This window comes from Sorangium sp. So ce327 (assembly GCF_051530205.1).
GTDB lineage: Bacteria > Myxococcota_A > Polyangia > Polyangiales > Polyangiaceae > Sorangium > Sorangium cellulosum_B.
In genome coordinates this window covers 7,088,886-7,109,943 of record NZ_CP150330.1, presented here as the reverse complement: position 1 = coordinate 7,109,943, position 21,058 = coordinate 7,088,886, and the positions used below count along the sequence as shown (strand labels likewise).

General features: G+C 72.5%; 22 protein-coding genes. 15 read left to right on the top strand and 7 right to left on the bottom strand.

All coding sequences use genetic code 11. The annotated features are described in order from the left end of the window. Positions 1-135 precede the first annotated feature (135 nt). Complete coding sequence (locus WME95_RS26650) at positions 136-996, bottom strand: endonuclease/exonuclease/phosphatase family protein (RefSeq protein ID WP_437540995.1); 861 nt, start codon at positions 994-996, stop codon at positions 136-138. Between the two features lie 179 nt (positions 997-1,175). On the opposite strand from WME95_RS26650, the gene WME95_RS26645 reads away from it, so the two are divergent. The 3 genes from WME95_RS26645 to WME95_RS26635 all read left to right on the top strand — a co-directional run bounded on the left by WME95_RS26645 (position 1,176) and on the right by WME95_RS26635 (position 3,932). Continuing rightward, a complete protein-coding gene (locus tag WME95_RS26645; protein WP_437540993.1) occupies positions 1,176-1,538 on the top strand; it encodes a hypothetical protein in 363 nt (120 codons plus the stop codon). A gap of 172 nt (positions 1,539-1,710) precedes the next feature. Next, positions 1,711-2,709 (top strand): SDR family NAD(P)-dependent oxidoreductase, encoded by a 999-nt coding sequence (locus WME95_RS26640; protein ID WP_437902201.1) that lies wholly within the window; start codon positions 1,711-1,713, stop codon positions 2,707-2,709. A gap of 77 nt (positions 2,710-2,786) precedes the next feature. Continuing rightward, positions 2,787-3,932, top strand: a complete 1,146-nt coding sequence (locus WME95_RS26635; protein WP_437902200.1) for a DegT/DnrJ/EryC1/StrS family aminotransferase — start codon at positions 2,787-2,789, stop codon at positions 3,930-3,932. On the opposite strand, the gene WME95_RS26630 is transcribed toward WME95_RS26635, so the two are convergent. After that, positions 3,921-4,631 carry a nucleotidyltransferase family protein gene (locus tag WME95_RS26630; RefSeq protein WP_437540988.1) on the bottom strand — a complete coding sequence of 237 codons (711 nt, stop codon included), beginning with the start codon at positions 4,629-4,631 and terminating at the stop codon, positions 3,921-3,923. The two genes, WME95_RS26635 and WME95_RS26630, sit on opposite strands and share 12 nt — an antisense overlap. A 189-nt stretch (positions 4,632-4,820) precedes the next feature. On the opposite strand from WME95_RS26630, the gene WME95_RS26625 reads away from it, so the two are divergent. Both WME95_RS26625 and WME95_RS26620 read left to right on the top strand, forming a co-directional pair. After that, positions 4,821-5,171: a hypothetical protein gene (locus tag WME95_RS26625; RefSeq protein ID WP_437902199.1), complete on the top strand. Its 351-nt coding sequence runs from the start codon at positions 4,821-4,823 to the stop codon at positions 5,169-5,171. 10 nt (positions 5,172-5,181) lie between these two features. Further along, entirely contained in the window at positions 5,182-5,550 is a 369-nt protein-coding gene (locus WME95_RS26620; RefSeq protein ID WP_437540984.1) for a hypothetical protein, read from the top strand. A 27-nt stretch (positions 5,551-5,577) separates the two neighbouring features. Here the strand turns inward: WME95_RS26620 and WME95_RS26615 are convergent, their stop codons facing one another. After that, positions 5,578-6,315: a tetratricopeptide repeat protein gene (locus WME95_RS26615; RefSeq protein WP_437902198.1), complete on the bottom strand. Its 738-nt coding sequence runs from the start codon at positions 6,313-6,315 to the stop codon at positions 5,578-5,580. 172 nt (positions 6,316-6,487) lie between these two features. On the opposite strand from WME95_RS26615, the gene WME95_RS26610 reads away from it, so the two are divergent. The 3 genes from WME95_RS26610 (at position 6,488) to WME95_RS26600 (ending at position 9,047) form a co-directional block, all read left to right on the top strand. Further along, the gene (locus WME95_RS26610) at positions 6,488-6,904 is read left to right on the top strand and encodes a tellurite resistance TerB family protein (RefSeq protein WP_437292677.1); all 417 of its coding nucleotides are present in this window, start codon (positions 6,488-6,490) and stop codon (positions 6,902-6,904) included. Between the two features lie 121 nt (positions 6,905-7,025). Continuing rightward, the gene (locus WME95_RS26605; protein WP_437540980.1) at positions 7,026-7,883 is read left to right on the top strand and encodes a serine/threonine protein kinase; all 858 of its coding nucleotides are present in this window, start codon (positions 7,026-7,028) and stop codon (positions 7,881-7,883) included. 48 nt (positions 7,884-7,931) lie between these two features. Further along, entirely contained in the window at positions 7,932-9,047 is a 1,116-nt protein-coding gene (locus WME95_RS26600) for a pyridoxal-phosphate-dependent aminotransferase family protein (protein ID WP_437902197.1), read from the top strand. Between the two features lie 63 nt (positions 9,048-9,110). On the opposite strand, the gene WME95_RS26595 is transcribed toward WME95_RS26600, so the two are convergent. Next, positions 9,111-9,719 (bottom strand): FKBP-type peptidyl-prolyl cis-trans isomerase, encoded by a 609-nt coding sequence (locus WME95_RS26595; protein WP_437540975.1) that lies wholly within the window; start codon positions 9,717-9,719, stop codon positions 9,111-9,113. A gap of 122 nt (positions 9,720-9,841) precedes the next feature. On the opposite strand from WME95_RS26595, the gene WME95_RS26590 reads away from it, so the two are divergent. From WME95_RS26590 to WME95_RS26560, 7 genes are all read left to right on the top strand, one after another. Beyond that, on the top strand, positions 9,842-11,689 hold the full coding sequence (locus WME95_RS26590) for a hypothetical protein (protein ID WP_437902196.1): 1,848 nt from the start codon (positions 9,842-9,844) through the stop codon (positions 11,687-11,689). 15 nt (positions 11,690-11,704) lie between these two features. Then, positions 11,705-12,754, top strand: a complete 1,050-nt coding sequence (locus WME95_RS26585) for a matrixin family metalloprotease (protein ID WP_437902195.1) — start codon at positions 11,705-11,707, stop codon at positions 12,752-12,754. Further along, on the top strand, positions 12,693-13,991 hold the full coding sequence (locus tag WME95_RS26580; RefSeq protein ID WP_437902194.1) for a hypothetical protein: 1,299 nt from the start codon (positions 12,693-12,695) through the stop codon (positions 13,989-13,991). The genes WME95_RS26585 and WME95_RS26580 overlap by 62 nt, the downstream gene beginning before the upstream one ends. A 236-nt stretch (positions 13,992-14,227) precedes the next feature. Continuing rightward, positions 14,228-14,782 (top strand): hypothetical protein, encoded by a 555-nt coding sequence (locus WME95_RS26575; RefSeq protein WP_437902193.1) that lies wholly within the window; start codon positions 14,228-14,230, stop codon positions 14,780-14,782. A 4-nt stretch (positions 14,783-14,786) separates the two neighbouring features. Beyond that, positions 14,787-16,070 carry a radical SAM protein gene (locus WME95_RS26570; RefSeq protein ID WP_437902192.1) on the top strand — a complete coding sequence of 428 codons (1,284 nt, stop codon included), beginning with the start codon at positions 14,787-14,789 and terminating at the stop codon, positions 16,068-16,070. 518 nt (positions 16,071-16,588) lie between these two features. After that, positions 16,589-17,221: a TetR/AcrR family transcriptional regulator gene (locus tag WME95_RS26565; protein ID WP_437902191.1), complete on the top strand. Its 633-nt coding sequence runs from the start codon at positions 16,589-16,591 to the stop codon at positions 17,219-17,221. Next, on the top strand, positions 17,218-18,168 hold the full coding sequence (locus tag WME95_RS26560) for an alpha/beta fold hydrolase (RefSeq protein ID WP_437902190.1): 951 nt from the start codon (positions 17,218-17,220) through the stop codon (positions 18,166-18,168). The genes WME95_RS26565 and WME95_RS26560 overlap by 4 nt, the downstream gene beginning before the upstream one ends. Positions 18,169-18,201: 33 nt before the next feature. On the opposite strand, the gene WME95_RS26555 is transcribed toward WME95_RS26560, so the two are convergent. From WME95_RS26555 to WME95_RS26545, 3 genes are read right to left on the bottom strand one after another with little or no spacing between them, the layout of a single operon-like run. Next, positions 18,202-19,131 carry an aldo/keto reductase gene (locus WME95_RS26555; protein ID WP_437902189.1) on the bottom strand — a complete coding sequence of 310 codons (930 nt, stop codon included), beginning with the start codon at positions 19,129-19,131 and terminating at the stop codon, positions 18,202-18,204. 57 nt (positions 19,132-19,188) lie between these two features. Beyond that, positions 19,189-20,022, bottom strand: a complete 834-nt coding sequence (locus WME95_RS26550) for an ABC transporter permease (protein ID WP_437902188.1) — start codon at positions 20,020-20,022, stop codon at positions 19,189-19,191. Then, entirely contained in the window at positions 20,015-20,884 is an 870-nt protein-coding gene (locus tag WME95_RS26545) for an ABC transporter ATP-binding protein (RefSeq protein ID WP_437902187.1), read from the bottom strand. The genes WME95_RS26550 and WME95_RS26545 overlap by 8 nt, the downstream gene beginning before the upstream one ends. Positions 20,885-21,058: the final 174 nt, after the last annotated feature.

Below are 21,058 nucleotides of genomic sequence, written 5' to 3'. Positions count from 1 at the left end.
ACCAGGCACGTCGGGCGGACTCGGCGGTCCGTCGCCCGGTGCTCGAGGGGACGACATGCCGCCAGTGTACACGTGAACAGGGCATCCCCGGGCACGTGCCGGAGCGCACGCCCCGTGAGGGGCGCCGGCCCGGCTTTACATCGCGATCTCCGAGAGAACCCCGTAATGATCCGAAGCGGCGACGCCGTTGCGGATCTCCTCGAAGACGACCCTCGACGAGAGCGGCTTGCCTCGCCCCTGCGCGTCCGGGCCGCGGACGAAGACATAATCGATGCGGCGCGGGTACTCGTTCGTGATGGCCGCGAACGGGTTCCGCACGGGATCGAAGGTGAATCCGGGGCCCTTGCCCGTCTGGTCGAAGGTGTCGGCGAAGTACACGCTCTTCTGGTTCAGGGCGTGCAGCCCCTTCATGAACCGGATCTCCGTGGCCTCGGGCTGCGCGTTGAAGTCGCCGACGACGATGGGCGGCAGGCCCTCCATGGGCGCCTCGCGCATGACGATGTCGGCCACGGCCGCGACCTGCGCCTCGCGCACGGCGCCGTGGTGGAACTTCCAGTTGAGGTGGGTGACGAAGAACGGGATCGCGCCGTGGGGCGACCCGAGCTCGGCGAGCAGGATCGAGCGCTTCTCGTCGGTCTCGCCCGTGGGCAGGGGGAACGCCTGGCTCCGCGCGATCGGCCAGCGCGACAGCACGGCGTTGCCGAAGAGCACGCCGCCGCCGAGGTCGTGCGCGGCGCCGAACGCGACCTCGTAGCCGAGCCCGTCCGCGATGCCGTCGGCCAGCGAGCGGCCCTCGTACGACAGCACCTCCTGGAGGCCGACCACGTCGGGATCGAGCTCGCGGAGGCCCTCCCGGATGACCTCGAGGCGCGCCTCCCACGGGTCGTGGCGGTTCCAGATGTTCAGGCTGAGCACCCGGAGGGAGCTGCGAACACGGATGCCGGATCCGCCGTGCGGGGAGCCGCTGATCCCGGAGCCTTCTCGAGGACGTTCCATGTCGACGGGCTACGCCAGCTGCGCGCCCGGATCCAGCCGTGATACGAAGGGCCCGGCGCAGGCCGCTGCCCCTCCGGCGCGGAAGGGCGGCCTTGACCGGGAGAACCTGAATGATCACGTGTGCTCGTCGACGCGGGCGGCCTGGATCGGCCGCCTTCCGACCTCGGACCTCGCTCCGCATGACCGCCAGCTTCCTCCTGCTCGCGCTGGTCGCCGGTTGCGAGAGCAAGATGGATCCCAAGGAGTGCGACAAAGTCCGCGGCGACGCCTTCGAGATGGTGAACAAGGCGCAGCACTGCAACACGGACCCCGACTGCCGTCAGAGCGAGTGGCCGGGCTGTGCGAAGCCCATCAGCAACGCGACCTTCGACAAGATCAAGCCCCTCTCGGAGAGCTACAAGACGGGCAAGTGCGAGGAGCCCAAGGTGGACTGCAAGGCCCCGCCGGACTCGTACTGCAAGCAGGGGCTCTGCGTGCACCGCGAGATCGGCACGCCGGAGGGGGCGGGCAACACGCCCACCGACCAGATCCAGATCCAGTGATCCCCGCCACGCCGCCCGCCAGCGAGCCCCGCGGGCCGCTGCGCGGCGGCGCTGGCCGCGCCCGGCGCCCGCCGGCCAGCGCCGCGCTCGGGACTGCGCTGCCGGGCGCAAACGGGCGCGCCGCATCGGTACGCGCTTGACGCGCGAACCCGCAGGGGCCACGGACGCGGCCGTGAGCGAAGGCTTCTATCGCGGCAAGCGCGTCGTGGTGACCGGCGCCGGCGGGTTCATCGGCAGCCACCTCGTCGAGGCGCTGGTCCGGGAGGGCGCGCGCGTGAGGGCGCTCGTCCGGTACACCTCGGGCTCGCGGCGCGGGCACCTCGACCGGCTCCCCGAGGACGTCCTCGCGCAGGTCGAGGTCGTCCCCGGGAACGTGGAGGACGCGGGCGCGGTCCGGTCGCTCGTGCGCGGCGCCGACGTCGTGTTCCACCTCGCGGCCCTGATCGGGATCCCGTACTCGTACGTGGCCCCGCAGCAGTACGTGGCGACCAACGTGCAGGGCACGCTGAACGTCCTCGAGGCGGCGCGCGAGCACGGCGCGCGCGTGGTCCACACGTCGACGAGCGAGACCTACGGCACCGCGCGCTACACGCCGATCGACGAGGCGCACCCCCTGACCGGCCAGTCCCCGTACTCGGCCACGAAGATCGGCGCCGACAAGCTCGCCGAGAGCTATCACCTCTCGTTCGGCCTCGAGGTGGCGACCATCCGGCCGTTCAACACCTACGGCCCGCGGCAGTCGTCGCGCGCGATCATCCCGAGCGTGATGCAGCAGCTCGCCGCCGGCAGCGCCGCGCTCCGCATCGGCAGCACCACGCCGGTGCGGGACCTCAACTTCGTGACCGACACCGTCGCCGGCTTCCTCCTCGTCGGATCGAGCGCGCGGGCCGTGGGGCAGACGCTCAACGTCGGGAGCGGGCGCGCCATCTCCATCGGCGATCTGGTCCGCCTCATCTTCGAGGTGACGGGCAAGCGCGCGGAGCTCGTGACGGACGAGGCCCGGGTGCGCCCCGACGCGAGCGAGGTGCTGGTGCTGCTCGCCGATTTCCGTCGCGCCGCGGAGCTCGTCGGCTACGCGCCCCGCGTGCCGCTCGAGGAGGGGCTCGCGCGGACGTACGCCTACGTCGAGCGTCACCTCACCGATTACCGGCCGCGCGAGTACGCGATCTGACGCGCGCCGCCGCGCGGCCGGGGGCCAGCGCCTCGCGCGCCCTCTCCGCGAGGCGCCGGCTGGATGGATGGAAGACCATGTGGAAGATACCTCTCAGCGATCTCTCGTTCGGGCCTGAAGAAGCCGAGGCCGCGCGGCAGGTCGTCGCGTCGGGCTGGTTGACGATGGGGGAGCGGACGGCGCAGTTCGAGCGGGAGCTCGGGGAGGCGCTCGGCACCCCGAGGGTGCTCGCCGTGACGAACTGCACCGCCGCGCTGCACCTCGCGTACACCGCGCTCTCCGTGGGCCCCGGCGACGAGGTGATCTGCCCGAGCCTCACGTTCGTGGCGACCGCCAACGCCGCGCTCCTGTGCGGGGCCAACGTGGTGCTCGCCGACATCGTCGGCGACGACGACCTCGGCGTCGATCCCGCCGACATCGTCCGCAAGATCACCCCGAGGACGCGGGCGATCACGGTCGTCCATTACGCCGGCTACCCTTGCGACATGGACGCGATCTGCGCGATCGCGGCCGAGCGGGGGATCGCGGTGGTCGAGGACGCGGCGCACGCGCCGCTCGCGAGCTACCGGGGCAGGGCGCTCGGGACGCTGGGGGACGTCGGCTGCCTGAGCTTCTTCTCGAACAAGAACCTCGCGGTCGGCGAGGGGGGCGCCGTGATCGCGAGGGACGACGCGCTCCACGCGCGCATGCGGCTCCTCCGCGCGCACGGGATGACGACGCTCACCCTCGATCGGCACAAGGGGCACGCGTTCACCTATGACGTCGTGGACGCGGGCATGAACTACCGCATCGACGAGATCCGCAGCGCCATCGGCCTCGTGCAGCTCGGGCGGCTCGCGGCGGGCAACGCGCGTCGGCGCGCGCTCGTGGCGCGCTACCACGAGCGCCTCGCCGGGGTGCGGGGCCTCGGGCTGCCGTACAGCGACTTCTACGCGCGCGGGCTGGGGGAGAGCGCGCACCACCTCATGCCGGTGCTCCTGCCCGAGGGCACCTCGCGCGAGGCCGTGATGGAGGCCATGAAGGCGCGCGGGGTCCAGACGAGCGTGCACTACACGCCGATCCACCGCTTCTCGCACCACGGCGCCTCCGACCGGGTGCGCAAGGACGGGCTCGCGCGGACGGACGCGATCGCGGGCCGCCAGCTCACGCTGCCGCTCCACCCGCGCATGGCCGACGCCGACGTCGACGCCGTGTGCGAGGCGCTCGCCGCGTCAGTCCGGTAGGTACCGCTGCCGGTTCTTCTCGAACTCGTCCTGCGCCTCGGCGAAGTCGTCGCTCCTTCCGATGTCGAGCCAGTGGCCCCGGAAGGGGAAGGTGGCCACCGGCTCGCCGGCGCCGAGCAGCGCGTGCATCAGGTCGTCGAACCCGAACGGCCGGCCCTCGGGGATGAAGGGCAGCACGCCGCGGCTCATCGCGTAGATGCCCATGCTGACCCAGAACGTGTAGGTCGGCTTCTCGCGGAAGCTGACGACGCGCCCCTCGGGGCCGAGGTCGAGCACCCCCAGGTCGATCTTCGAGGCGCGCTCGCAGACGGCGACGGTGAGCGGCGATCCGGTCGACTCGGCCGTCCGGTGGAGCGCCGTGAAGTCGAGATCGCTGAGGATGTCGCCGTTCATCACGAGGAAGCGCTCCGGCAGATCCCGCTCGATGACCCGGAGCGGACCCACGGTCCCGAGCGGCGTGTCCTCGCGCTGGTAGGCGATGCGCAGCCCGTACCGGCTCCCCTCGCCGACGACCGCCTCGATGAGCGCGGCCTGGTGGCCGACGCACATCACGACGTCGGTGACCCCCGCCCGCGCCAGCTGCCGGAGGAGGATCTCGACGATCGTGTGATCCCCGATCGGCATGAGCGGCTTCGGGATAAGGGCGGTGTAGGGGCGGAGCCGGGAGCCTTTGCCGCCGGCAAGCACGACTGCCTTCATGCGATGACGTATACCCACGCGCTGCCCGGACGGGTGACCATTCCGCAGAATTTCACCCTCGCCCGGCCCGCGGCGTCCTCTCCGATTGACTCTCTTCGGGCTGCTCTATTACTGGTTGGAGAGCGTCCCGCGGCAGGTCAGCCCCGGCGTGGGGCGATTCACCCCTCACAGGCGACTTGGGCAGCAATCATGACGATGGTACCTCCGTCCCGTACCCCCGCCAGGAAGCGCCGGAAGCTCGGATATCGAGGCAGCGGCACCTTCGCCATGTGCAGCGCCGGCCCGCACCCGGGCGGTCCGCTCTTCCGGCAGCTGTGCACGCTCGCCGACCGCTTCAACGCGCGCGAGGACGATCCGGCCGCGGCGCAGATCGGGAGCGTGCTCTCGCTGCTCGCCCTCTACGCGACCCAGCCGAACGACCGGGATTTCCGGTTGCCGTTCGGCTCCTTCGTCATGGATCTCGCCCTCGCCGACGAGGCGCGCGCTCGGGCGCCGGGCGCCGGGCCCGTCCCGTACGGGCGCCCGCTGCTCGCTCGCTGACCTGGGCATCATGAGCACGCGAGAGCTACCGACACGACCGGCGGGGCGCAGCAAGCGGACGGCATCGGCCTCGGTGGTGCTCATCGTGAGCGCCAGCGAGCAGCTCGCGGAGCGTTGCCGGCGGCTGGTCTTCGTCGAAGGCGCCGACCTGCTCGCGTGCGATCTCGTGTCGCTGCGGGGCAGCGCGGCATGGCTGAACCCGCTGGCCATCGTGATGACCCAGGACGTGCGGGCGTTCGATCCGGAAGGGTTCATCGAGCTGTCGCGGCGCATCGGCGCCGAGCTCGTCGTGCTTCCCTCCGAGAACGTGTCGGACACACAGCTCACCGCGATGATCACGGCGGCTCTGGACATCGCCCAGCGCCGCCGGACCGACTGACGGCGAAGAGCGGCGGTCGAGGGCGCGTCAGTCGCGCGGCGGGAGGACGTCGCCGGACCGGCTCGCCCGCAGGCACCCCTCGTCGAGGCCCAGCTTGCACGCCTTCGTGAACAGCTCGACCGCCTTCCGGTCGTCGCGCTTCACGCCCTCGCCCTCCGCGTGGAGATGTCCGAGCTCGACGCAGGCGGGGGCGTTCCCGCGCTCGCAGACGCGCTGGAACAGCGCGGCCGCGCGCCCGGGATCGGCGCTCGCGCCCTGGCCGTGGAGGTAGGCCCTGCCTGCCGCGAGGCACCCGAGGTTCGCGCCCGCGTGGCATGCGCGCGCGTGCCAGTAGAGCGCCGCCTCGTCCGCCTCGCTCGCCCCGACGGCGCCGTCCGCGCGCGCGAGCCGATCGTGGTAGGCGTCGCCGAGCCGCAAGCAGCCGCGCGCGCTCCCTTCCGCGCACGCCTTCTCGAACAGCGTCATCGCTCGCTCCACGTCGATCGAGACGATCGTTCCGCCCAGGTACATCGATCCCAGCGTCACGCAGTCCTCGATCTGGTGGTCGGCGCAGCCGTTCGTACAGCCGACGAGGTCGTCCGCCTCGCAGGGCAGCCGCAGCGGCGGCGGGGCCGCCTCGGCGCTCGCCGTGGCTCGCGGCGTCGCCGCGCGCCCCTCGGGCGCAGGCCGGCCCGGATCCGCAGGGCGCCGCGCCGCGGTCGCGCTGCTGCAGCCGCAGAGGAAGAGCGCGCCGAGGAGCGACTGGGCGAGTTCGCGCACGTGCATGCTCGAACTCATGACACACAGGGAGCGCTCTCCCAACGCCGCCCCTCGGGCGCATTCAACCCCGGCGCGTTTGCCCCAGGCGCGCGCGTTTGCCCCGGGCGCGCTGGGTACAGGGGACGCTCCAGGGCTGGTCCCGCGCCGGGCCTCGGTGTACACGGAGACGATGCCCCAGATGAGCCCTCCTCCGCTGCAAACGCTTGATGAGCCGAACCTCGAGGCGCTCGTCGAGCTGATGTTCCTCGCGGCGTTCGCCGACGGCGAGTTCAGCCCGGAGGAGAAGATCCATTTCGCCCGGAGCGTAGAGTCGCTCACGGATCGACGGATCCCGCAGAGCACGATGGACACGCTCCTCCAGACCGTGGTGGAGCAGCTCCACAAGGAGGGCCGCGCGGCCCGGCTCGCGTCGCTCAAGGAACGGCTCGCCAGCCCGCAGGCCCGGAAGGTCGCCTTCTTCCTGGCCGCTCAGGTCGTGGTCGCCGACGGGATCGTCAGGAGCAGCGAGCGCGAGCTCTTGCTCGACGTCGCCGCGGCGCTCGAGCTCGATCAGGCCGAGGCCGCGGAGATCGTGCGGAAGCTCGCCGCTTCATGAGCGGCCGGCCGCCCTCGGCGCGCCGCGTGCGGGGGGACAGGGGCGCCCCCCGCGTCGCGGACGCGGGCCGCGCGCGGCGGGGTGAACGGGCGCCGGCGTTTTCGGTTACGATGGGCTCGCCGTGACCTGGTCCTCCACTGGCAGTTTCCTGATCCCGTTTCCGGTGCCGGGCTCAGCGCTGACCTCCACCCGGGGGACGTACGTGATCGGGGCGCTCATCGGCGACGGGCAGTATGGCTCGGTGTACGAGTGCAGCGGGCCGTTCGATCAGGTGTACGCCCTGAAGATGCTGCGGCCGGCGAACAAGCCCTACCAGGTCGTCAAGGAAGAGTGGTCGCGCGAGATGCTCCGCCTGGAGAGCTTCCGCCACCCGAACATCGTCTACATCCACGACGCGTTCGAGGTGAACTACCTGTTCTACCTGGCGCTCGAGCGGTGCGACACGAGCCTCCGGGCGCTGCTCGGCGCCCCGTTCCAGCCGCCGCTGCTCCTGGAGCTCGCGCGTCAGCTGCTGATGACGCTGCAGTACCTGCACGACAACGGCGTCGTGCACGCCGACCTGCACGCCGGCAACGTGCTCATCTCCCAGCTCGACCACAGGCCGCTCGTCAAGCTCACCGACTTCGGCGTGGCGCACCAGCTCGACGGCGTCACCCGCTGGTTCCGCCCGCAGGTCGCGAACCCGAAGATCCTCGTGCCGGAGCTCGTGACGGCGGGCTACACGACGACGCAGAGCGACCTCTACCAGCTCGGGCTGCTCATGTACCAGATGCACACCGGGCAGCCGGCCATCGACGTGAACGTCGCCTACGAGGAGATCACGCGGCAGATCGCCGAGGGCACCCCCCGGCAGAAGGCCGAGGCGCTCGGCACGCCGCTCAGCCAGGTGATCGCCAAGCTGCTGCGCCGCCGCGACGCCTACCGCTACCACTGCGCGCGCGATGTCTGGGACGATCTGCGCCAGCTCCGCTGGGCGTAGCGCAATCTCCGCTGCGTCCCGCGCGCGTTCCGGGCTAGATCTCGCGGCATGATCGCCGCCGCAACGCCACGCGTCGTCTCGCTCACGCCCGCGGTCTTCCACCTGCCGGACGCGGTGAACCAGGTCTCGCGCACGTACGGGGAGAGCCCGATCGTCCCGCGTGGCCCCCGGCTCCGGCCGCTGCTCGACCGGGCACGGCACGGCATCGTCGAGGCCCTCGGCGCGCCCAGCTACGAGGCCATCCTCCTCACGGGCTCGGGATCGACCTCCATGGCCGCCGTGCTCGGCTCCTGCTTGCGGCGCGACGAGCGGCTCCTCGTCGTCCGGAACGGCGCCTACGGCGACCGGATCTTCGAGTACGCCGCCACGCTCGGCCAGCCGGTCGTCGACATGTGCCTGCCCTACGGCGAGAGGCCGGACCTCGCGAAGATCGAGGCCATCCTGGCGGCGGACGAGGTCGACGCGGTGGCCATGGTGTACGGGGGCACGTCGACGTGCACGTTGAACCCCTTGCCCGAGGTGGGCGCGCTTGCCCGGAAGTACGGCAAGAAGCTCCTCGTCGACGGCATCAGCGCGCTCTTCGTCGAGCCGCTGGCCCTCGAGGGCTCGGGCATCGCCGCGGTCATGGGCTCGTGCAACAAGGGCCTGCACAGCCACCCGAACCTGACCGTGGCGCTGGTCCGGAAGGACCTGCTCGCCGAGATGGAGCGGATCCCCGCCCGCGTCCCGAGCCTGGAGCTCCACAAGATCTGGCGCGCCCAGCAGGGCGGCGCGCACCCCTACACGATCGATCCGATGAGCCTCTGCCAGGTGATCGCGGCGCTCGATCACCTCGCCGCCACCGGCGGCGTCGCCGGGCGTCACGCCGTGTACCAGGCGCGCTGCGCGATCCTGCGCCCCGGCTACGAGCGCCTCGGGCTGACGATCGCGCGCTGGGAGAACATGCCGCTCCAGTCGATCGGGACGGCGCTGCACATCCCGGCCGGGCGGACCTACGACGAGATGGCGAGCCGGCTCGCCAGCGAGCCGGTCGATGGCCACGTGTTCGAGATCTACGCCGCCCAGGGGAAGCTCTCAGACCGGCTGTTCCGGATCTTCCACATGGGTGAGTACCCGCTCGAGGCCTACGAGATCTTCCTCAAGGCGCTCGCGCGCGTCGTCTGAGCGCGGGGCGCGCGGCTCACTTCGCGCGGGGCCCGCGGCTCTCTTGGCGCGGCGGCCCGAGGCTCACTTCGCCTCCTTGGGCGCCTCCTTCTTCTCGGCCGGCGCGGCGGGCTTGTCGCCCTTGGCCGCCTTGTCGCCCGCGGGCTTGGCCGCCTTGTCGGCCGTGGTCTTCCCGGCCTTGTCGTCCCCGGCCGCGTCCTTCGCCGCGTCGCCGACGCCGAGCAGCTCGATGTCGAAGACCAGCGTCGCCTTGGCCGGGATCTTCGGCGGGCTGCCCGCGTCGCCGTAGCCGAGGCGGGAGGGGATCGTGAGCTTGCGCTTGCCGCCCACCTTCATCCCGGCAACGCCCTGGTCCCAGCCCTTGATGACCTCCGACGCGCCGAGCGTGAACTCGAACGGCTCGCGGCCGACGGAGGAGTCGAACTCGGCGTTGTTCTTCAGCAGGCGCCCCGTGTAGTGGACGCGGACTTTGTCGCCGTCCTTCGCCTCCGGGCCGGTGCCCACGACGGTGTCTTCCTTGATGAGATCGGCGGGCTCCGGCTCGGCGGGCTTCACCACCGGCACGGCGCTGCCCGGCGGCAGATCCGGCTCGGGGACCTTCTCCTCGCAGCCCGCGACCGGGCCGAGGAGGACAGCGCAGGAGATGGCGATGACGATGTGGAGGGGCTTCATGGCGCCACGTCTTACGCACCCGGCGCTGGGCGATCAACGGTCACCCGACGCGCCCGGGGGCTTCCCGGCCGTCCGGGTTTCCGTTGCAGCGCTCCGGCCCGCGCGGTTAGGGTGCGGCCACCTTGGCTCGCGCGTTCTCCGTCGCTGCCCTGGCGATCGCCGAGGGGGGCGCCAATGCCGTTGGCGCGGTGCGCTTCACCTGCGCCGAGGCGGAGCTCGAGGTCGAGCTGGTCCGGGTCGCCGGCTACGCCGAGGGGTTCGCCCTGGGCGCCGTGGCGGCGCCGGTCCGCTTCGGGGTGCCCTACACGGCGATCCGCGGCCTCTTCCGGCGCGGCAAGGCGCTCTGCGTCGCGCTCGATCCGTCCGCGTGCTCGCCGCACAACTGCTTCGTCCTCGCGCGCTTCGAGGGCGATCTGCCCGGCGTGCCCGGCGTGACCTCGCCGGCGGCGATGGAGGCGATGGAGAGCGCCTACCGCGCGCGCCTCAACGCCCGCATGGCGAGCTGGATCGCGCCGGCGCCGCTCGGCGTGCTCGCGGCCGCCCTGTCCCCCGACTATCTCGCGAGCGGCCCGCTCGGGACCGCGTCGCTCGCGTGCCTCGTCGCGCTCGCGACCTGGCTCGCGCTGCGCTTCGTCGCGCGGCTCGCGACCTGGGGAGGGCCGCCCTCGGACCGCCTGCGCGACGCGCTCGTGGCGGAGATGTCGAGCCGCATGGGCTTCGCGTCGGAGCGGCTCGCGGCCTCGTCCCCCGGCTCGCCGGCCGCGCCCGTGTTCGCGCCCCGCCCGACGCCGCTCGGCGAGCGGCCGGGGCGCGAACCAAGGCGCGGCGTCGAGGAGGGGATCGACGCGCTCCCGCTCCGGGCCCGCGTGCTCGTGCCCGCGGCGCTCGCGGTGATCGGCATCGTGGCGACGATGGCGTTCGTGCAGCGGTTCGCGGCCCCCCGCGATCAGCCGCCGGCCGAGCGGCAGGCGGCGCGCGGCGTCGGGCAGGCGACCCGCGGAGCCACCGCCGCGCTCCTCGCGGGCGAGGTCCGGGAGCGCGCCGAGCCGTCGTTCCCGCACTGCCTCTGCGATCGCGCCGACTCGCCGCTCTGGCGGGCGGGGGTGCCGATCCTCAGCCTGCTCGGATCGACGGGGCCGGACGACGGCGCCGGGGTGATCGCGCCGATTCTGCGGCGGGACCGCGCGGACGACGACGCGGAGAGCGAGGCCGGCGCGGGGCAGGGCGACGCCGCCGGGGAGCAGGGCGACGCCGGGGCGGAGCCGGGCGACGCGGGCCGGGACGGCGGCGTGGCGCGGCCGGCGCGCGGCCGCTACGACTTCGAGCTCGCGGTCGTGAACAACAGCGGCGCGCCCGTCAGCGACTTCCGCGTGCTGCTCACGTTCGCGCGGCGCGATCGCCGCGGCGAGCGCGCCGGCATCACCGAGCGCGGGCTGTTCTGGGAAGGCGCGCTCGGGCCGGGGCGCGCTGTGAAATGGCACGTCGAGGCGCCCGGGACGGAGGTGAAGATCGAGCCGGGCGTGACGGGCATGCTCGACGGCGAGACCGGGGTGGCGTCGCCCGACGCCTTCTTCCAGCTGACGCGCGCGCGCTACCGCGTTGTGCGCATCCACGCGGCGATGATGCTCGCCTGGCTCCGCGACCCGCGCGCCCGCGACGCGCTCGCGGCGCTCCTGCCCGCCGCGCCCGCGGAGGAGGCGATGCTCGGCCGGATCCGGCGCGCGACGGCCGATGTCATCCCGTGCTCGGCCGCGGTCGTCGAGGGGCGGCTGCGCGCGTGCCTCTTCAACGGCGGCGTGAATCCGGTGCGCGGCGTGACGCTGCGCGAGGTCGCTGCGGGCGAGGGCGGCGCGCCGCGCTCCTGGCCCGTCGCGGCGACCCTGCCGGTGCACGAGGGGGTGGAGGTGACGCTGCCCCTTGAGGCGAGCGCGGCGCCCGAGGAGCTCGAGGTGGTCCCGCAGGAGCGATGAGCCGATGATGGGGGGATGAAGAGAGGCTTCAGGGCCGCGCTCGCCCTGGTCGCCCCGCTCGCCGCGGCGCTGGCGCAGCTCGCGGGGGCTCGCGAGGCCGCCGCGTGGGCGCCGCTCGATCTCGAGGTCGTCCCCCGCTGGCGCGAGCTGCCGGCCCGCTACCACATCAACGGGGGGACGATCCCGGGGCCGCTCTCCAGCTTCGCCGCCGCCAGCATCGAGGCCGGCTTCGCGGCCTGGTCGAGCCCCGGATGCACGGCGTGGGAGGTCGAGCTCCTCGGCGACACGCGCGACGGCTACGACTTCGACGACGGCAAGAGCGTGTTCCTCTGGATCAGCGACGGCTGGCCTGGCGAGCTCGGGCAAGCCGACTCGGTGATCGCCGTCACGATGCCGGTCTGGGATGCCGACGGTGTCATCGGCGAGGCCGACATGATCTTCAACGACGTCGGCTTCTGCTGGAACGACACGGGTGATGGAGGCTGCATCGATGTGCGATCGATCGCCACGCACGAAGAAGGGCACTTCCTCGGCCTGGGTCACACGAACGTGCGCGGCGCGACGATGCTCGCGTTCTACCCGGGCGGCACGTCGGCGCGCACGCTCGAGGAAGACGACATCGAAGGGGTCTGCGCCCTCTACCCGATCGCCGGGACGAACGCCGCGAGCTCGGGCGGCGGCGGCTCCGGCGCGGGCGCGACGGCGGCCTCGGGCGGATCGGGCGGCGCGGCGTCGGGGGGCGAGGACAGGCCGAAGAGCGGCCATGTGGACGAGGCCGAGGGCGACGCCGGTTGCTCCTGCTCGGGCGCTGGCCAGCCGCCGATCGCTCCCGGCGCCCTGCCGATGACGGCGCTCGGCGCGCTGCTGGCCATCTGGCGCCGGCGGCCGCGCCGGACCCTGCGCGAGCGGCAGCGATCGGGCGGGGTAGGAGAGCGCGCCCCCCGCGTTGTCGCGCGGACGGGTGCGCTTTACAACCCAGCGCAGCCGGGGCAAACGTCCCGCCATGCCCGAGCCGAGCACCGCAGCGTTCGAGGCGGAGGTCGCGCGTGCCCTCCGCTCCCTTGAGGCCGACAGCTCCGTTTCCGCCCTCGATCCGCTCGGCGATCCGGCCGGCGCGGCGCGCGCCCTCTCGGCGGAGGGCGGCGGCGCGCCGCTGATCCTCCGGGCGGCGCCCGAGCTTGGCGCGCTGCGGCGGGAGCAGGATACAGGCTTCGGCCCGGCGCCGCGGGACCCCGTATGGCTCCGGATCGAGCGCGGTGCGAGCGTCCTCCGGCTGGCGCCGCTGAGGCTCGCGGGCGCCCGCCACGCGCGGCCCGAGGCAGGCGGGGCCGGGGAGGGCACGGCCGAGCCTCGCGACGCGGTGGGCGTCCAGGTGATCTCGGAGCGGCGCCCATGCTGCGGCGCCGCCACGTGCACGCGCGAGCGGACCTACGTCGCCGCCTGGCTCGCGCTCGCCGCGCCCGTGCCCGCGCGCGCCACGGCGGCGCGGCGCCTGCTCGTCGCCGAGGCGCAGGATCTCGAGGCCGCGCCGGCGGAGGCGCTCGTCGAGGCGGTGGCGGCGCCGCTCGCGGCCGCGCTGGGCGTCCCGCTGGAGACGCCGCGGGGGACCGAGCCGCCCGGCGCCATCGCGCCGCGGCCCCTCCCGGAGCCTGCCCCGACTCCGCCGCCAGCGCTGCCGGCCGCCGCGCTGTCGCGGTTCGCGATCCGGAGCGAGGGCGAGCTCCTCGTCTTGCGGGATTACGCGAGCCACGGCCCGCGCGGCTCCGCGGCCCGCAACGCGCTCATCGGGGCCGCGCTGCTGCTCGCCGCGCTCGCGTTCTGGATCCAGGTCATGCGGAGCGTCTCCGCGGGGGAGAGCGGCATCGCCATCGGCGTCGGCAGCGCCGCCGCGCTGCTCTCGCTCGCGGGCTACGCCTTCCTGGGCGTCGCCAGGTTCTCGTCCCGTTACGCGGCGCGCTCCGCCCCGGTCGTGTCGTTCGGCCCGGGCCGCTTCGTCGTCGCCCCCTGGGTGAGCCGCACCGGCGCCATCGACCTGCGCCCCGAGGGCCGGCTGGGCGCGGCCATCTCCGCCGGGGAGGTCCGCGACATCCGCGTGCTCCCGCGCGGCGATCGGTTCGCGGTCGAGATCGAGACCGACCACGGGCCCATCGACGCCCTCCTCACCGAGCGCGAGGACGTCGCGCGCTACTGGCGGGACGTGATGGATCGCGCCGTCGCCTCGGTGCGCCACGCCGGCGGCCCCTCCGCCAAGCAGCGCCTCCGGGCGCGCGCCCAGGCGCAGCAGGCCCCGGCGGCGGGCTGAGCCGTCCGTGAGATCGCCGCCTGACGAGAGGCGAACGACGAGGCCGCGCCTGCTGGCATGTGCCAATTGCGTGCCGGTGTATGCCAGGGGGCTCGAGCGCGCGGAGCACCGACCTGGCGTTTTTCGTCATGAGTTCGCGTGTGGATTCGTGCGGGGAATTCGTGTGGCGATGGGACGGCGCGCGGGTTGCTTGGGGCGGCAGTGAAACGTCGACTTCGATACGAAAGGATCTGCCCATGCCTTTACCCTTCCCGGTGCTCGTCCCTTGTAGCGCGTGCGGTTGCCACGCGCGCCCCGGCGAGGACGAGTGCCCGCACTGCGGCGCTGCCATGCGCACGGCGGACGGCGCTGTCCCGCGCACGAAGATCGCCATGCTCATGGGCTTGACGGCCGCGTTGCTCCAGCCGCTTGCCTGCGGCGGCGACGTCATCGAGCACCGGGACCAAGGCACCTCCAGCAGCTCGAGCGGGGGGACCGGCCGTGACGTCAACATCGGAGGAGCTTACGGAGGCGGTCCATCGGTCAGCACGAGCACGACAGGGGGCTTCGGCGGCGATCTCGGCGTCGGTGGGGCTTACGGCGGCGGCCTGTCGGTCGGCGGCGCTGGCGGCACGGGCGGCGCGGGCGGGACAGGAGGTGACATCGGCGTCGGTGGGGCTTACGGCGGCGGCCTGTCGGTCGGCGGCACGGGCGGCGCGGGCGGCGCGGGCGGGACAGGAGGTGACATCGGCGTCGGTGGGGCTTACGGCGGCGGCTTGTCGGTCGGCGGCGCTGGCGGCACGGGGGAGTGAGCCGATGATCGAGCCGACCACGGTCCCCGTCCGCGCGCTCATGCCTGCGGACTTCCTGGAGGCGAAGCCGATCTACGCGGTCTGGGAGCTCACGATGAAGTGCGACCAGCCGTGTCAGCACTGCGGTTCGCGCGCCGGCGCCGCGCGTGACGCGGAGCTCTCGACGGAGGAGGTGCTCGAGGTCGCCGCGAGCCTCGCGCGGCTGGGCTGTCGCGAGGTCGCGCTCATCGGAGGCGAGGCGTACCTGCGCGAGGATCTTGCCGAGATCATCTCGTTCCTCGCGCGCAGCGGCATCCGCGTGATCATGCAGACGGGCGGGCGAGCCTTCACCTCCGAGCGGGCGAAGGCGCTCCGCGCCGCGGGGCTCACCGGGCTCGGGGTCTCGGTTGACGGGCCGGCGCACATCCATGACGAGCTGCGCGGCAACGTCGGCAGCCACGCAGCCGCAATCCGCGCGCTCGACAACGCCCGGGCCGCCGGCCTGATCACGACCGCCAACACCCAGATCAACCGCCTCAACGCGCACCTGCTGCGCGAGACGTGCGCCGAGCTGCGCTCGTACGGCATCCAGACCTGGCAGGTGCAGCTCACCGTGCCGATGGGGCGCGCGGCCGATCATCCCGAGTGGATCCTCGAGCCGTGGCGCGTGGTCGAGGTCGTCGACACGCTCGCCGCCATCCAGCGCGAGGCGCTCGAGACGCACGTGGCGGGCGTGCCATTCAACGTGTTCGCGAACAACAACATCGGCTATTTCGGCCCGCACGAGCAGCTCATGCGCTCGAGGCCCGGCGGCGGGGAGGCCCACTGGCGCGGCTGTCGCGGTGGCATCAACCTGGTAGGCATCGAGTCCGACGGCACCGTGAAGGCGTGTCCATCGCTCCCGACCACGCCTTATGCCGGCGGCAACGTGCGCGAGCTCGCTCTCGAGCAGCTCTGGGAGCGCTCGGAGGAGGTCCGGTTCGCCCGCGATCGCGACGCGAGCGAGCTCTGGGGGCACTGCGCCACGTGCTACTACGCAGACGCCTGCCGCGCGGGGTGCTCGTGGACCGCGCACTGCACGCTCGGCAAGCGTGGCAACAACCCGTTCTGCTACCACCGCGTGACGCAGCTCAAGAGGCGGGGCATCCGCGAGCGGCTCGTCATGAAGCAGCGCGCGCCGCACGTGCCGTACGACCATGGCGTCTTCGAGCTCGTCGAGGAGGCCTGGGACGCGCCGGCCCCACCGCCGCCCGAGCCGGTGGTACCGAGGAACGCGCGCCGGCGACTGGCGATGGTTCCAAGAACGTAGGCGCTCGCACGGCTCCACGGGCGCCGGTCGCCCTCAACCCTGGAAACCCTCAACTCCGGACGCCCTCCGGACGCCCTCAACCTCGGTCGATCGGACGCGGACGCCCTCAACCTCGGTCGGTCCCAACCTCGGTCGGACGTCCACCCTCGCCATCGCCCTCAACCCCGGACCCTCAACCCCGGTTGGATCGGACACCCCAACCTCGATCGGTTGGACGGGACGCCCTCCGGACGCCCCAACCTCGGTCGGTTGGACGCCCTCCGGACGGACGCCCTCAACCTGACGACCTCAACCCCGGTCGGTCCCAACCTCGGTCGGACGTCCCTCCACAACCTCGGTCGGATGTCCACCATCGCCCTCAACCCGGGACACCCTCAACCCGGGTCGGGTCGGACGCCCCGGACGCCCAACCTCGGTCGGTTGGATGGTCGGTTGGATGGGACGCCCTCAACCCCGTTGCGCGCCGGGCCAATCAATTCCCTTGTGCATCGCTCTGTCCCGTGTAATGAACTCGTTCAGTGAACGCGTTCACTCAAAGACCCGGCCGGCGCGACGCCCAGAAAGACGCGACGCGCGCCCGGATCCTCGAGGCCGCGCGCGACCACTTCGAGCGCCACGGCTTCGAGGTCGCCAACGTCCGTGCCATCGCCGCGGACGCGGGTGTGGCCGCCGGCACGGTCCTCCTCCACTTCGCCGACAAGCGCGACCTGCTCCACGCCGCGCTGTTCGATGACCTCGCCGCCACCGCGGCCGAGGCCGTCAGCGACGAGGAGCCCGGCTCCCTCGAGCAGCGGCTCCACCGGCTCGGGGCCGCCTTCTTCGCGTACTACGCCCGCCGGCCGGCCCTCTCGAAGACGCTGCTCCGCGACGCCCTGTTCGCCGACCCGCCCTGGCAGGCCCGCTTCACCGAGCAGGTCGCCGCCGTGCACGGCCGCGTCGTCGAGCTCTTCAACGCCGCCCGCGCGCAGGGGGAGGTCGCCGACGACGCCGACCCCGCGCTCTTCGGCGTCGCCTTCTTCTCCTTCTACTACTTCGCGCTGATCGCCTGGGCCCAGGGCGCGCATCCGTCGCCCATCGCTCTGCTCGATCGGCTCGTCGCTCAGCACCTCTGCGGCCTCCGCCCCGCAGCCAACGTCAGGAGGGCTCGATGACGTCATCCATCATGTTCCGCAGTCCAGAGGCGCGCGCGCGCATCGCGGCGTGGTTCGACAGGTTCCACGAGAAGCTCCCGGTCCCGACCCGATCGCGCGAGGTCTCCACCCGCTTCGGCGCCACGCACGTCCTCATCGCCGGCCCCGAGAACGCCCCGCCGCTCGTCTGCCTGCACGGCGCGCTCGCCAGCTCCGCGCACCTCATGCCCGAGCTCGGCCCGCTCCTCGCGCGCTACCGCGTCCACGTCGTCGACGTCATCGGCCAGTCCGTCAAGAGCGCCGACGTCCGCCTGCCGATCGACGGGCCCGCGTACGCCGAGTGGCTCACCGACGTCCTCGACGCGCTCGGCCTCGCCCGCACCCACCTCCTCGGTGTCAGCTGGGGCGGCTTCGCGGCCCTGCGCATGGCCCAGGTCGCGCCCGCCCGCATCGACCGGCTCGTCCTGATCGTGCCGGCGGCTCTGGTGTCGGGCTCCGCGTGGCAAGGCCTCACCCGCATCGCGATCCCGATGGCCCTCTACCGCGCCTTCCCCTCGGAAGAGCGCCTCGCGCGCCTCGTCTCCGGGCTGTTCTCCACGCACGACGACATGTGGTGCTCTTATTTCGGCGACGCCGTGCGCAGCTACCGGCTCGATTTCCGCCCGCCGCCGCTCGCCACCCCCGCGTCCCTCGCCGGGTTCACGCGGCCCGCGCTCGTGTTCGGCGCCGACGACGACGTGAGCTTCCCCGGCGCGAAGCTGCTCGCGCGCGCGAAGGAGCTCCTGCCGCGCGCCGAGACCGAGCTGCTCGAGGGGTGCCGCCACTCGCCCCCCACGGACGACGCCTTCCGCGCGCGGCTCTGCGGGCGGATCGCGCGCTTCCTCGGGAGCGACGCCGCGCGTGACGCCGCCGCCGCCGACGTCGCGCCGCCCCCCGCGCCGCCCGGGATCGCCGCGCCGGTCGCGTGACCCTCCGCCGCGCTCCCGCCGGCGAGCCCCTCCTCAGTGCCCCGACACGTCGTCGACCTGCGCGAACGCCTGGATGAGACGCTCGCGCGCCCGCGCCGACAGCGGCGGCGCCTCGATCGAGCGCACGTTCTCCAGGAGGTGCTCCACGCTGCTCGTCCCCGACAGGATCACGTGCGCCCCGGGCTCGTCCCTGCAGAAGCGGTACGCCGCGTCCGGGAGCGACGAGGCGCCCTCTCCTTCCAGGAGCCGGTCCAGCCCCTCGTCGCCGAGCTCGGGCGACACCTTGCCGCGCGCCGAAAGGTCCGCGAGCAGCTCCCGCAGCCGATCGGGCCGGCTCAGCGCCCGCCGGACCGCGAACATGATCAGCGTCCCGATGTCCTTCGCCCGCGTCAGCGGGAACACCCGCGCTCGCGCCGACTGGTTCAGAAGGTTGAACCCGACCATCACGACGTCCCACACATCGTCGCGGAGCGCCTGCTCGAGCGTCGCGTGCGTCGGATCGGCGGCGAACGCCTCCGTGATGCCGAGGAAGCGGATCTTGCCCTGCTCGCGCAGGCGCAGCAGCACGGGGACGATCCGCTCGCGCAGATCGGCGTACTGATCCGGCAGCACGCCGTGCAGATGGTAGATGTCGACGTGATCCGTGCCGAGCCGCTCGAGGCTCGCATGCAGCGACGACACCACGTCTTCCGGCCGCAGCGGCGCCTCGAGGCGCGTCGTCTTCTTCGTCGAGAGCACCACGCGGTCGCGCGGCACCTCGCGGAGCGCCTTGCCGATGAGCCCCTCGGTCCCGTACGCCTCCGCCGTGTCGATGAAGTTCACGCCGCGCTCGATGGCCGCACGGACGAGCCGGAGCGACTCGGCCTCCGCGATGCGCCCGGACCCGAGCCGGCTGTCGCCGCCCGCGCCCAGGCCGAGCACGCTGACCTCGAGGCCGGTCCGGCCCAGGATGATTCGATTCACGATCGTCCTCTCCCTCGATGAACGGTGATCGTCACGGCGCCCGCGCCGGGCGCGGGCTCACTCCTTCGGGGCGACCTTCCACGACGTGAACCGCCGCTCGAGGCGCATGAGCAGGTGATTGAACGTCAGCCCGAGCGCCGTGATGGTCAAGATGCCGACATACATGCTCGGGATCTGGAAATTGTATTGCGCGTAGATGATCAGGTATCCGAGCCCCGCCTTGGCCCCGATCATCTCCGCCGCGACGAGGACGAGCAGCGAGTACGCGCCCGCCAGGCGGATACCCACGAAGATCGTCGGGACCGCGGCCGGCAGGATGACCTTGCGGAACAGCTGGAGCGGCGACAGCCCCATCGTGCGCGCCGACTTGACGAGCAGCGGATCGACCCCGCGCACCCCGCTGATCGTGTTGAGCAGGATCGGCCAGGTGCACGAGTAGATGACGAGCGCGATCTTCGAGGACTCCCCGATCCCGAGGAGCAGCAGGAACACGGGCAGGAGCGCGAGCGCCGCCGTGTTGCGCAGCACCTCGAGCAGCGGATTGAGCGCGTCCGCCACGCCCTTGTACCACCCGATCGCGAGCCCGAGCGGCACGCCCACCGAGATCGCCAGCGTAAAGCCGACGAGAGAGCGCGACAGGCTCGCCTTGATGTGGCTCAGGAGCTGCCCGTTCTGGAGCAGCTGCCACCCTGTCTCCAGCACCTCGGAGAGCGGCGGAAGGAACGCCCCCTCCACGAGGCCCACCCGCGGCGCCGTCTCCCACAGGGCGGCGACCGCGAGGAGGATCCCCGAGCGCGCGAGGGCGCGGCCGAGCCACCGCGCCGCGTCGCCCACGAGCTGCCCTTGCTGCGACTCCTCGGGCAGCGGAATCGATTGCTCCAAACTAGCCATTGACCGCCACCACGCCCGCCACGGGGCGGCTCTCCGCCGCGCGCTTCTGCCGCTTGCTCCGCTCCTGCTCCTCGGACTTCAGCACCTCCTCGCGCAGCAGCGTCCAGATCTCGTGCCGCAGCCTGCCGAACTCCGGCGTCGACCGCGCGTCCTCGTAGCCCCGGATCTCCTCCGGGATATCGATGACCCGCTTCACCCGGCCGGGCCGGGACGTCATGATCGCGACCCGCTGCCCGAGGAACACCGCCTCGTCGATGCTGTGCGTGATGAACAGGATCGTCTTGCGCGACCTCTCCCAGATCCGGAGCAGCTCCGCCTGCAGCGATTCGCGCGTCTGCGCGTCCAGCGCCGCGAACGGCTCGTCCATCATCAGCACCTCCGGGTCGTAGGCGAGGCTCCTCGCGATGGCCACCCGCTGCTTCATGCCGCCCGACAGCTCGTGCGGATACCGATCCTCGAAGCCGGAGAGGCTGACCAGATCCAGGTAATCCTGGGCGATCTCCTTTCGCCGGCTCTCCGGGACGCCCTTGGCCTCGAGCCCGAACTCGACGTTCTCGCGCGCCGTCCGCCACGGGAAGAGCGCATACTGCTGGAACACGATCCCTCGATCGAGGGCCGGGCCCGTGATCGGCTTGCCGTCGAGCAGGAGCTTGCCGCTGCTCGGCTTCGACAGCCCGCCGAGCAGATCGATGAGCGTCGACTTGCCGCACCCGCTCGGCCCGACGAGGACCATCAGCTCGCCGGCCCTCACGTCGAGGTTGAGGTCCTCGATGGCCGTGAACCGCGCGCCCTCCTTGGCCCCCGCCGGCCCTTTGACGGCGAATGTCTTGCTCACATTGTGGAACTGGATCTTGTTGCTCATGGCTTCTCCTGCTCCCGAACCTCGACGAGGGCGCCCCTTCACGGACCGCCGTTGAGCACGCCCCGTACCAAGCGTGAGCCGGCTCTCTGGACGCAAATCCGCTATAACAGATGGCGCCCTGCTGCTGGAGCAGCAGGCGCTTGCTCACGGAGTGTTGCTACAGCAACAGTGGAT